Annotated in this window: 11 protein-coding genes; 9 read left to right on the top strand and 2 right to left on the bottom strand. The window is 41.2% G+C overall.

Annotation, left to right across the window (positions count from 1 at the left end):
- The first annotated feature begins 42 nt into the window (after window positions 1-42).
- Window positions 43-972 (top strand): formimidoylglutamase, encoded by a 930-nt coding sequence (gene hutG, locus TP70_RS04265; RefSeq protein ID WP_044359680.1) that lies wholly within the window; start codon window positions 43-45, stop codon window positions 970-972.
- A 54-nt stretch (window positions 973-1,026) separates the two neighbouring features.
- On the opposite strand, the gene TP70_RS04260 is transcribed toward hutG, so the two are convergent.
- Window positions 1,027-1,899 (bottom strand): LysR family transcriptional regulator, encoded by an 873-nt coding sequence (locus TP70_RS04260; RefSeq protein WP_044359678.1) that lies wholly within the window; start codon window positions 1,897-1,899, stop codon window positions 1,027-1,029.
- Window positions 1,900-2,106: 207 nt separating this feature from the next.
- Between TP70_RS04260 and TP70_RS04255 the strand changes: the two genes are divergently transcribed.
- The 7 genes from TP70_RS04255 to TP70_RS04225 all read left to right on the top strand — a co-directional run bounded on the left by TP70_RS04255 (window position 2,107) and on the right by TP70_RS04225 (window position 10,879).
- A complete protein-coding gene (locus tag TP70_RS04255; protein ID WP_044359677.1) occupies window positions 2,107-3,423 on the top strand; it encodes a YjiH family protein in 1,317 nt (438 codons plus the stop codon).
- A gap of 19 nt (window positions 3,424-3,442) precedes the next feature.
- Complete coding sequence (gene hutU, locus TP70_RS04250) at window positions 3,443-5,110, top strand: urocanate hydratase (RefSeq protein ID WP_044359676.1); 1,668 nt, start codon at window positions 3,443-3,445, stop codon at window positions 5,108-5,110.
- Window positions 5,110-6,345, top strand: coding sequence for an imidazolonepropionase (gene hutI, locus TP70_RS04245; RefSeq protein WP_044359675.1), 1,236 nt, complete (start codon window positions 5,110-5,112; stop codon window positions 6,343-6,345). Before hutU ends, hutI begins: the two co-directional genes overlap by 1 nt.
- Window positions 6,346-6,480: 135 nt before the next feature.
- Window positions 6,481-7,665, top strand: a complete 1,185-nt coding sequence (locus TP70_RS04240) for a SulP family inorganic anion transporter (RefSeq protein WP_044359674.1) — start codon at window positions 6,481-6,483, stop codon at window positions 7,663-7,665.
- Window positions 7,641-8,780: an amidohydrolase gene (locus TP70_RS04235; RefSeq protein ID WP_044359672.1), complete on the top strand. Its 1,140-nt coding sequence runs from the start codon at window positions 7,641-7,643 to the stop codon at window positions 8,778-8,780. The genes TP70_RS04240 and TP70_RS04235 overlap by 25 nt, the downstream gene beginning before the upstream one ends.
- Window positions 8,781-9,001: 221 nt before the next feature.
- Window positions 9,002-10,312 (top strand): Na+/H+ antiporter NhaC family protein, encoded by a 1,311-nt coding sequence (locus tag TP70_RS04230; RefSeq protein WP_044359671.1) that lies wholly within the window; start codon window positions 9,002-9,004, stop codon window positions 10,310-10,312.
- 90 nt (window positions 10,313-10,402) lie between these two features.
- Entirely contained in the window at window positions 10,403-10,879 is a 477-nt protein-coding gene (locus TP70_RS04225) for an SRPBCC family protein (protein WP_044359670.1), read from the top strand.
- Window positions 10,880-10,936: 57 nt separating this feature from the next.
- On the opposite strand, the gene TP70_RS04220 is transcribed toward TP70_RS04225, so the two are convergent.
- Entirely contained in the window at window positions 10,937-11,464 is a 528-nt protein-coding gene (locus TP70_RS04220; RefSeq protein ID WP_044359668.1) for a hypothetical protein, read from the bottom strand.
- 215 nt (window positions 11,465-11,679) lie between these two features.
- Between TP70_RS04220 and TP70_RS04215 the strand changes: the two genes are divergently transcribed.
- Entirely contained in the window at window positions 11,680-12,630 is a 951-nt protein-coding gene (locus TP70_RS04215) for a bile acid:sodium symporter family protein (protein WP_044359667.1), read from the top strand.
- Window positions 12,631-12,671 lie beyond the last annotated feature (41 nt).

Below are 12,671 nucleotides of genomic sequence, written 5' to 3'. Positions count from 1 at the left end.
GTATACTAGAAGTAAAGGTAGAGTTAAAGGGGAGGATTGACAATGTATCAACGACCAGATCAATCATTATGGACTGGACGCCTTGACAGTGAAACAGAACGTTCAGCGTTTCGCCATTTCCAAACTATTACTTTTGGCGATGTAACAAAGAAAATACAAGGACATAATGGTGTCGCATTACTCGGTTATGCAGTTGATGAAGGCGTATTGTTGAATAAAGGGCGTGTCGGTGCAAAAGAAGGCCCTGACGCGATTCGACGTGCATTTGCCGGTTTGCCAACCATGTCAGAAACGCCGATGACAGACTATGGAAATGTGCAACATGATGCGGCGGAGTTATACGAAACGCAACAGGCATTTGGGCAAAATGTGGCACAATTGCTTCAGCATCATCAACGCACGATACTCCTTGGAGGGGGGCATGATATTGCTTATGCGCAATATTTAGGCGTGCGTGCGGCAAATCCGGGTAAATCCATCGGTGTCATTAATATCGATGCCCATTTTGATAACCGCGAAGCACCTTATTCAACATCAGGGACAAGTTTTCGCCAAATGTTGGAACAAGATGCCCAATTAGATTACCTTGTATTGGGCATTCAACGTGCAGGCAATACACAAAGTTTGTTTGACTATGCAGATGCGACGCGTACCGAATATGTTCTTGCCGATGAGTTGAAAGGGCGTATCGACCCAAGTATTAAAAATAAAATTGAAAGCTTTATACATGATCACGATGTCATATTATTTACAATTTGTATGGACGTCATTGACAGTGCGTTTGCACCGGGTGTCAGTGCTCCCGCTGTTTTCGGCTTAACACCGTCTGTTGTGTTAGAATTGGCGAAACGAATTATGCAGTCAGAAAAAGTCACTTCATTAAGTATTGCTGAAATGAACCCAACGTATGATATTGATCAACGCACTGCGAAACTTATTGCCCATATGCTTACGTATTTAATTCACGATTAATGAAAAAGGCACAGAAATCTCGGAAAACATGAGGTTCTGTGTCTTTTTCGCAGTTTATAAAGTGCCCCAATATTTTTGGCAAGCGGTCACTAAGTTGCGGACGTGGTCACTATATTGACGATGGCGTGCATAGTTAATGTAAATCGTCCGTTTAATTTTAGGGCGAATGGATATAGCGCTCAAATGTCGTGTACGATGTGATTGATAGTACACTCTTGGAATGACGGCATAGCCCATACCTTGGTGGACAAAATTCGTCGCCGCTTCAAATCGCTCCACTTCCATAACGATATTCGGACGTTCTTCCAAGTGCGTAAAATAATCATCAATATGTTTGCGCACTTGATATGGCTTGTTCGGTAAAATCAATGGCAACCCTTTAATCGAAATCGACTTATGCTGTTGGAAGGTATCATTCGGTGTAAGCAAAACGTAATCTTCTTCATATAAAGGAATCGACACGACATCTTCATGGCGTACTTGGTCATTAGATATGCCAAGATGCAACTCAAAATTCGTCAGTTTTTGCGCCAATATTTCCGGATTTAATATTTCGGTAATTTGATAATGCTGATCAGGGTGCTGTTGCTGATGTTGTCGAATGACGAGCGATACCCAATACGCCGTCGATTCGATGGTGGACATTTTAATTTTTGGCGTTTGACTTAACTTTAAATCATACATCTGTTCCATCGTTTGATGATATTGTTGCACTAAGTTGACTGCGTAATTGTAAAATTGAATCCCCTTTTCGGTAATCGTCACTTCTTTCGTGCTTCTTTTTAACAAAGCGTAGCCTAAATCATTTTCCATCTTCTTAATCGTTGCAGTGAGTGACGGTTGACTAATGTGCAACGCTTGGGCTGCCTTCGTAAAACTATTATGGTTAACGACCTCTATAAAGTACTCCAGTTGTAAAATTTTCATGCGATTGCCCCTTTATTTATAGTTTGAAGTTATGAATAATTAGTTTATTTATATTAGTTAATTATAGAATACCATATTACAATGAGTATGAAGGGGCTAAATGTGTAATGTAACAACAAAAGATGCGTTAGGGAATTGTGATGTGATGTTGTTCAAAGTCGACAATAGGCACAATGTATATTTCCTACGTCACAAAGGGGTGATGTTATGAAGTCAGCGCAAGGCAGGCAGGACATAAAAGGCAAACGCATGTGGCAGTTTTGGTTGTATAGCACGATGGGTATTATTTGTTTCTTTATTCCACTGAATATTAGTGGGAGTCATACGATTCTCGTCGATCATGCGCATTTGAGCTTTAGAAGTTTGATGGGAGAAGCAATGCCATATTTAGCACTATTCATGATTTTAGTAGGAGCAGTGATACCGCTAAAAAGACAAGATTATCGTAAAACCATGACCGACGCGATATTAGTTGTTTTTAAACTATTAGGTGCCGTGATTGGCGTGATGTATGTTTTTAAAGTAGGACCTGCCATCTTGTTTCAAGAAAATTATGGGCCGTTTTTATTCGACAAATTAATGATGCCGTTAAGCGTGCTCATTCCGATTGGTGCAGTGGCACTTTCATTATTAGTTGGCTATGGTTTGTTAGAATTTATCGGCGTATTAATGCAGCCGATTATGCGACCGATTTTTAAAACACCGGGGAAGTCAGCGATTGATGCGGTTGCGTCATTTGTAGGTAGCTACTCGTTAGGGTTATTAATTACGAATCGTGTGTACAAAGATGGGATGTATAACAAAAAAGAAGCGATTATTATCGCAACAGGTTTTTCTACTGTATCAGCGACGTTTATGGTCATCGTGGCACGAACGTTAGACTTAATGGCCCATTGGAACTTGTATTTTTGGTTATGTTTAATTATAACATTCGTTGTCACGGCAATATCAGCGCATTTACCACCTATTTCAAGAGAATCTACGGAATATTACCAAGGTCAACAAGGGGAGAAAGAAGTGACAGTGGTAGGCAGTCGCATAGGTGCGGCATGGCAAGAGGCAAAAGTGCAATCACATCAAGCACTGCCGTTATTCCAAAATATATGGGTGAACCTTAAAGAAGGTTTGGAGATGACGATTGCGATATTGCCGGCGATTTTATCAATTGGCTTTTTCGGCTTATTATTAGCAGATTATACGCCTGTCATTGATTGGTTAAGCTACATTTTTTATCCGATTGTGTATCTATTCCCAATTGATGACCAAGCGTTGTTAGCGAAAGCATCGGCCATCTCGATTATTGAGATGTTTTTACCGTCACTGATAGCCGCAAAAGCAGCGATAGAAGTGCGCTTTGTCGTAGCCATTACAAGTGTCTCAGCCATTATTTTCTTCTCAGCATTAGTACCGTGTATTTTAGCAACCGAAATTAAAATACCTGTTTGGAAGCTTGTTGTAATATGGTTCATTCGTGTCGCACTGACGCTATTAATTGCGATTCCAATCAGTTTATTGATTTTTTAAAACAAAGGAGAGATGTAGTATGTCAAGAGTGATAAAAGCAAAAAAAGGTTTAGACATCGAATGTAAAGGATGGGAACAAGAAGCGGTATTGCGCATGTTGTATAACAACTTGGATCCCGAAGTAGCGGAACATCCAGAGAAACTCGTTGTCTATGGCGGAATTGGTAAAGCAGCAAGAAATTGGGAAGCGTTTGACGCTATTGTTGAAACGTTGCGCCGACTAGAAAGCGATGAGACGATGCTTGTACAATCGGGTAAGCCAGTCGCTGTGTTCAAAACGCACGAAGAAGCACCACGTGTGTTGCTGTCTAACTCGGTGCTTGTACCGAAATGGGCGAATTGGGAACATTTCCATGAGTTGGATCGTAAAGGCTTGATGATGTACGGTCAGATGACAGCTGGAAGTTGGATTTACATCGGCTCGCAAGGGATTGTGCAAGGCACGTATGAGACGTTTGCGGAGCTTGCGAATCAACATTTTGGTGGCTCGTTGAAAGGAACGATTACTTTAACTGCTGGACTTGGTGGAATGGGTGGTGCGCAACCACTCGCTGTTACGATGAATGAAGGGGTTGTCATCGGTGTTGACGTCGATCCATCACGTATTGAAAAGCGTATCGAGACACGTTACTGTGATATGATTACGTACTCTTTAGACGAAGCGCTTGAACGTGCACAACAAGCGAAGGAGAACGGAGAAGCGATTGCGATTGGTTTAGTAGGAAACGCTGCAGAAGTACATCATGAAATTTTAAACCGTGGCTTTAAAATTGATATTGTGACGGACCAAACGTCTGCACACGATCCGCTGAACGGTTATGTGCCTGAAGGCTATTCATTAGAAGAAGCGAATACATTACGTGAAACGGATCCGGAACGTTATGTAACGCTGTCAAAACAGTCAATGAAAAAGCATGTAGAAGCAATGTTGGCTTTTCAACAACAAGGTGCGGTTGCGTTTGATTACGGCAACAATATCCGTCAAGTCGCTTTTGATGAAGGATTAGACAATGCGTTTGATTTTCCGGGCTTTGTACCCGCCTATATTCGTCCGCTATTTTGTGAAGGAAAAGGACCATTCCGTTTTGCGGCGTTATCTGGTGACCCAAAAGATATTGAACGTGCCGATGAATTAATGCGTGAGTTATTCCCTGAAGATGAGAAACTGATGCGTTGGTTAGATATGGCGTCGGAAAAAATTGCATTCCAAGGCTTGCCATCACGTATCGCTTGGTTAGGGTATGGCGATCGTGCGAAGATGGGCTTGGCGCTTAACGAATTAGTGCGCAAAGGAGAAATTTCAGCACCAATTGTGATTGGACGTGACCATTTAGATGCAGGTTCCGTTGCATCACCGAACCGTGAAACAGAATCGATGCGAGACGGTTCAGATGCGGTGGGTGACTGGGCAATTTTAAATGCACTTGTCAATACGGCAGCAGGTGGTTCATGGATTTCTGTCCACCATGGTGGCGGTGTAGGTATGGGTTACTCACTACATGCTGGTATGGTTGTCGTAGCAGACGGAACAGAACGTGCTGAACGTAGATTGAAGCGTGTCTTAACGACAGATCCGGGTATGGGGGTTGTGAGACATGCCGATGCAGGATACGATATTGCGATTGACACGGCACAACAGAAAGGTGTCGATATCCCAATGATTACGGAAAAAGGTGAGGATAAATAATGAATGATTTAATCATCCAAAATATTAAACAACTCATATTACCTAAAACGACAGATCGTCCGTTAAAAGGGGCAGAACTTGATGAACTGAACATTATCGAAAACGGTACGGTCGTTGTGAAAGACGGCAAAATCGTGTATTCAGGACCGTATACTGACGATTATGAAGCAACAGAAGTAATAGATGCGTCAAATCGTGTCGTATCGCCAGCACTTGTAGACGCACATACACATTTAGTACACGGTGGTTCACGTGAACACGAAATGTCACTGAAACGCCAAGGTTTGTCATACCTTGAGATTCTTGAACGTGGTGGCGGTATTTTATCAACAGTGGAAGCGACACGCACAGCGACTGAAGACGCATTGTTCGAAAAAGCGGAACATGATTTGTTAACGATGATACATCATGGTGTACTCGCAGTGGAGAGCAAGAGCGGTTACGGCTTAGATAAAGACAACGAGTTAAAGCAACTGCGTGTCTCACGTCGCTTACAAGACAAATACGGGATAGATATGCGCCATACATTTTTAGGACCGCATGCTGTACCAAAAGAAGCCACATCTAATGAAGCATTCTTGCAAGAGATGATTGATTTGTTGCCTGAAGTGAAAGATTTGGCGGACTTTGCGGATATTTTCTGTGAAACAGGCGTATTCTCCATTGAAGAATCTAAACGTTATATGCAAGCTGCAAAAGAACAAGGATTCCGTGTGAAAATTCATGCGGATGAAATCGATCCACTTGGTGGGCTAGGTTTAGCAATTGATGAAGAAGCAATTTCGGCAGATCATCTCGTAGCAGCAAGTGAAGCGGATAAAGATAAACTCGCACATTCTGATACGGTAGCAGTATTATTACCCGGCACCACATTTTATTTAGGTAAAAATGACTATGCGGATGCGCGTGGCATGCTTGAGCGTAACGGTGCCATTGCAATCGCGACAGATTTTAATCCAGGCAGTTGTGTGACGAACAATTTGCAAATGGTTATGGCGATTGCAGCATTGAAACTCAAATTGTCGCCAAATGAAGTATGGAATGCAGTCACAGTCAATGCAGCAAAAGCGATTGATGTCGATGCTGGCACGATCAATAAAGGGGACAAAGCGAATATCGTCATTTGGCACGCACCAAACCATGAATATATTCCATATCATTACGGTATTAATCATGTCGACACAGTCATACATGACGGACGTGTTATCGTCAAAAGGGATTTAACGTTAAAATAACATAAGCTTCACTCAACACGTGTGTACCTTGAAAGGGCATGCGTGTTTTATTTTTCTTGAACAGTGATATTACACCATGCGTTGTTATCTGCTAAAATAGAATATAACCAACATAGATATAAAGGGGATGAATCTATGCAAGCATGGTGGGAAAGCTATCGTACATCGTGGCTAGGGGATTATTATCAAAACATCACTGCAGGGCTTCTCATATCACTTGCGATGTTACCAGGTGCGATTGCGTATAGTTTTATTGCCGGCGTTAGTCCGACAACGAGTATGATTAGTACGTCTATGATGATGGTGTACATGAGTTTTTTAGGGGCACGTATATCATTAGTATCCGCACCAAGTAGTGGTGTGTCATTAATTGTCGTGATGATAACGGCAGCTTATAGTTTAGAAATGCTCGCAGCCGCTATTATTGTGATGGGGATTATACAAATTATTTTAGGGTATTGTCATATATCTAAAGCAATTACATGGATTCCAGTGCCAGTTGTGATCGGCTTTATGAATGCACTTGGCTATCTCTTGTTTGTCGCGCAACTCAAACATATTTTTGGGCAAAACATGACTACATATGTGTATGCGTTACTGAGTTTTTTATTGATTTGGCTCGTTCCCAAATGGACGACGAAAATACCGAGCGCATTATTATCAATTGTCGTTTTAACAATAGTGGCATTTGTTACACAAGCAGACTTAAAATACGTGCATGATTTTGCCGATATTAAAGTTGCTATTCCAACTATGCATTTGCCACAGTTAGATTGGCAACTAGACATAATATTACAAGTGCTTCTATTCGGTTTAATGCTTGCGACTGTTGCAACGATTCAAACGAGTCTTATCGCGAATATGATGGATGACCTCACACAAACACCGAGTGATAAAGATAAAGAAGCGCGTGGACAAGGTATCGCAAACTTGTTAATTGGGTTATTTGGCGGCCTCGCAGGCAGTGGACTCGTCGGTCAGTCAAAATTCGCTTATTTAAGCGGGGCGACAACAAGGTTAGCGATGCTGACGGTAGGTATTGTGATGGGGTTGTTCGTCTTCGTATTAGGGCCTATTGTCGGTCAAATTCCAATGGTTGTTTTGGCGACTGTATTAATTCAAGTGGCCCTTAAAGCGTATGATCCTAAAACGAAAACACTCCTCGTTAAAAGGCGTTATGTGGACTTTTTTCTTATGTTATTAACGTTCGGACTTACCATTGTGACAAAGAACTTGGCATTCGGCGTGCTAGCAGGCACAGCGTGTTACTATTTATTCAAAGGAGTTGGTCAGTTATGGCAGCATTTACAGAACAATTGATTACATGGCGTCGTGAATTCCATCGTACACCAGAGTGCGGGAATGCAGAATTTGAAACGACACAGCGGTTACGTGATATTTTAGAAGCACATGACATTACAATATTAGACGTCCCACTGAAAACAGGGCTTATTGCAGAAATCGGACAAGGTGACACATTCGTTGCTGTGCGTTCAGATATTGATGCCTTACCGATTATCGAACAAACAGATTTACCGTATGCTTCAGAAAAACAAGGGGCAATGCATGCGTGTGGTCATGATATTCATATGGCAGCCGTACTGGGCACAGCACTTCGTTTGAAAGCACGTGAGGCGACACTTCCTGGACGGGTTCGTCTTATTTTTCAACCAGCTGAAGAAGTGAGCGAAGGCGCAGACCAAGTCGTACAAACAGGTGTTTTAGAAGGTGCGAAAGCAATTGTTGGTTTTCATAATGATCCAACGCTACCTGTTGGCACATGGCGTGCTAAAGCGGGGTATATGACCGCTAACGTTGACCGTTTTAAAATAGACATTACAGGTGTTGGTGCGCATGCAGCGATGCCACAAGACGGTGTGGATCCACATATTATATTGAGTCAATTAATCAGTGGTATTCAAACGATTGTCAGTCGTAATGTTGCACCGTATGAAGAAGCGGTCGTTACGATTGGGCAAGTACACAGTGGTGAAACGTGGAATGTTATTCCGAGTCAAGGCATGATTGAAGGGACAGTCAGAACGCTCACACCAGAAGTGCGTGCGCTCGTTGAAACAAGAATGCAGAAGTTATGTGACGGCTTAGCGGTTCAATTTGATGCTTCTGTATCGCTAGATTATCAACGTTTAACAGATGGTGTGAATAATGACGAAGTATTGCAAACATTGGCATGGCAAGTGGCTGAAGAGACAGGATATGACGTTCAACAGCAACCACGTGCACAAATGATTGGCGAAGATTTTGCAAGCTATCAACAAGTCGCACCTGTACATTTTGCGATGATTGGTTCTGACAGTGCGTATCCATTACACCATCCTAAATATGCGCCAAATGAAGCAATACTCGACAAAGTACCCTATTATTTTGTAAACTTTGTAGAGCGTTTATTTGAACGAGCGACACAAAATGTCTAAAGTGATGATGATGCCATCGTATGATTTTTGTATTATTACAAAGAATGATGTTGAATGGTAGACAGTCACGTATGGGTGGGAATACGAAATCGTCTATGAAATGAGATTTTGACACGCGCCCTAAGTGTATAGTGTTCAAAGGAAGTAAAGATAATGATATAGGTGTAGGTCGAATTCCGTGAGGGTTCGAGCCTGCACGTATTTTTGAAGGAGTATCAATAATGCAAAAAGTAGAGAAAGAAAATGCATGGGCACTCATACCGTTAGTTGTGTTTATCGGCTTGTTTTTAGGTGCGGGCATTATAACCAAAGATTTTACCTTTTTACCCCTCAATGTAGCAGCACTCATCGGTGTCATCGTCGCACTATTGATGAGTCCGAAAGAAAAGTTTACGCATAAAGTAGAAGTTTTTGCGCGAAAAGCAGGTCACCCCAATATTATTTTAATGATGCTTGTGTTCGTGTTAGCAGGTGCTTTTTCAAAAACAGCAGAAGCAATGGGTGGCGTATCGTCGATTGTTAATTTAGGTTTGTCCCTCATTCCACAACATTATTTAATTGTCGGCATTTTTATTATTTGTATGTTTATTTCCATTTCAATGGGAACATCCGTTGGAACGGTTGCAGCTATTGCACCAGTTGGCTTCGGTATTAGTGAAGCAACAGATATTCCAGCAGCTTTAGCAATGGCGACAGTGGTTGGTGGCGCAATGTTTGGGGATAATCTATCAATGATATCAGACACGACCATTGCAGCTGTGCGTACGCAAAATACACGTATGGCAGATAAGTTTAAGGTCAACTTTCGAATTGTCGTACCAGGTGCGCTCGCAACACTTGTTATTTTATGGTGGCTGACACATGGCAATCAAATTGATCAAGCGACAAACTACGACTATGATTTTGTAAAAGTCATTCCATATCTATTCGTGTTAATTTTGGCATTACTCGGTGTAAATGTTGTCATTGTCTTAATGGGTGGCATTGGTTTAGCCGGTATCATTGGTGGACTGGACGGTTCGTTTGGTATGAAAGGCTTTTTATCAGCCGCTTCAGAAGGTGTCGTTGCAATGGAAGATATTGCGATGATTGCGTTACTGATTGGCGGTATGATTGGCTTAGTAGAACATTACGGCGGTGTCACTTGGCTTTTGAACAGCGTGAAAAAACGTATTCGTTCACGCCGTGGTGCAGAACTCGGAATTGCCGGTTTAGTCAGTATGGCAGATATTTCGACAGCCAACAACACGATTTCTATTATTATGGCCGGTCCATTAGCGAAAGATATTGCCGAAGAATATAATATTGACCCACGTAAATCAGCAAGTATTCTTGATATATTCGGTAGTGCCTTTCAAGGGATATTACCGTATAGTCCACAGTTGATTGCCGCTGCGGGTGTAGCAGGTATTTCGCCTGTGATGTTATTGCCGTATTCTGTATATCCGATGATGCTTGCGTTGTGCGGTATTGTTGCAATTATGTTCAACTTGCCTCGTTTACAAGTAGGTCAAAACAACAAGAAAAATTAACGAAATGAAATGACTTGGCTATCCCGTAAAATACAGTACAATAGAGAGAGATGAACATCGGCGGGAAGTAGCCAGAACGGAAGTGAAAAGATGCAAAACGAATCTGTTGAAATAGAACTTGTACGTTTGTTAAAAACAACACCAGAAAAAGCGTATGACGCATGGGTCGATCCAGTGCAAATGAAAGAATGGTTGATGACGACGCCTCGTACAAATGAATCTGTCCACAGTGAAGCAACAGAAGGTGGACACTATCAAATCATTGATGTACGACAAGGCAAAAAGCGTGAAGTGACAGGTGTTTATGAACAACTTGTGCCACATACACATATTCGTCTCACGATACAAATGCCCGAGCTGAGCGATGAGGCAGATGTCATTGACGTATACTTTGAAGAACGTAGCCCGGGTATTACACAGATGACATTTCACTATACGAGTTTTTTAAAGAAATTGCGCAGTGTTTCTAACTTGGCATACAAACAAGAGAAAAAAGCGTACCATGATCATACCGCACATGGCTTTGAATTGATGTTTGATACATTACAAGCGTATTTGGAACGTTAAGTGAATAATATAATAGTAAAAGCACCTTAGCTCACATAGCAGCCGAGGTGCTTTTACTTATGATATACGTGATTGATGATGCGTGCGCTGTGGTAAGCTTGCATAATAAATGTCGATATGTCGTGTTGCTAATGTGCGAATGAGTGCCATCATAACCGTTGGCGTTGCTGTTACTTTTAAGCGATGATGTGAGAAGTTATATAGGATGCGATCTCCTTGAAAGCTTGATAAGACATCAATCACTTTGTCTTTTATAAAAGGGTCCGTCAAGCCATCAATGACTAATTCATAATGTTGTTCATTTGGTGATACGTGTTGCATCGGCGTTAATGTATGTGCATCTTCTGTTAAAACAAGTTGATAAATAGAAAAGTTATGAAAGCTGAGTAAACTTACGAAATAAGGCAATGCTTGTTTAGGCAATTGAACGCGCAAGAAATAAGCATCATTCAATTTTACGATATGAAACTGAAAATCTGTTTGGAATGTAACAGTTGTCAGTAGTTTTTTTAAGTGGCGACGAACAGAACGCTGCGCAAGTTGGTCAATGTTAAACGTGTAAGATTCTAATTTATCAATGATCATCGTCATTCTCCATGTGAAAATATTTGTTAATATTATTGTAGCACGCAAAAATTAGAAAAACAGTCAGACTTCAGTCCGAAAGTGTGAGAACGAAGATAAGTGATAAATGTACACCAATATGTAAAAGAGACTAAAAAATTTTACAAAATAAGGTTGTTGTACACAGATTATTATGCTAATATTCTGACTATTATAATAATTAAGGGGTGTTGCCAATGTTGCAGCGTATCGGCCATTTTGCGTCAAAAACTTTTTTAGTATGGGTCGTACTAGTCAGTATTATCGCTTTTTCAGTACCAAGTTTATTTTCAGGATTAGGGCAAATAATTCCTTATTTATTAGGTATTGTTATGTTAGGGATGGGACTAACAATTAAAGTCAGTGATTTTAAACTTGTTTTTAAATATCCAAAACCGGTTATTGCTGGGGTTGTTTTACAATATACGATTATGCCACTATTAGCATATTTGATTGTTAAGACGTTTCAATTACCGCCAGAAATTGCGATTGGTGTACTACTTGTAGGCTGTTGTCCGGGTGGGACGACAAGTAATGTAATGAGCTACATTGCCAAAGCGAATGTTGCACTTTCCGTGACGATTACATCGATTTCTACTATTTTAGCACCGGTAATGACACCGAGCTTTATGTATTTGTTTGCGAGAGAGTGGATGGATGTATCTTTTCTAAGCATGTTTGCTTCTGTAACGAAAGTCGTATTAATTCCAATTTTAATCGGCTTGTTCATTCAACGATTTTTCAAAAACTTCGCTGAGAAAAGTGAAGATGTGTTACCACTTGTATCTGTAGTAGCCATTTCAATTATTTTAGGTGCTGTTGTTGCAGGCAGCCGTGAATTAATCATTCAAACCGGCTTGTTAATTTTTACAGTCGTTATTGTACATAATGTTTTAGGTTATGCGATAGGGTACTTCTTAGCGAATGTGCTAAAGCTGAACTATCCTGACAAAAAAGCAGTATCTATAGAAGTAGGGATGCAAAACTCTGCATTAGCGACATCACTTGCGACGGTTCATTTTACGCCGCTCGCTGCGGTGCCGGGTGCGGTGTTCAGCCTTGTTCACTGTGTGACAGGTCCAATTCTTGCGAGATACTGGGCAAGACGTGCGGAACAAATCGAAACAACAAAACGAAGTGTAGCGTAATGAATCAGGTATCACAATCTTTAATTTTATAAAGGTTGTGG

The sequence above is a fragment of the Staphylococcus microti genome (assembly GCF_000934465.1).
GTDB classification, from domain to species: domain Bacteria; phylum Bacillota; class Bacilli; order Staphylococcales; family Staphylococcaceae; genus Staphylococcus; species Staphylococcus microti.
Note: the sequence above shows the minus strand (reverse complement) of the source record. Positions and strands in the feature narration are given on the sequence as shown.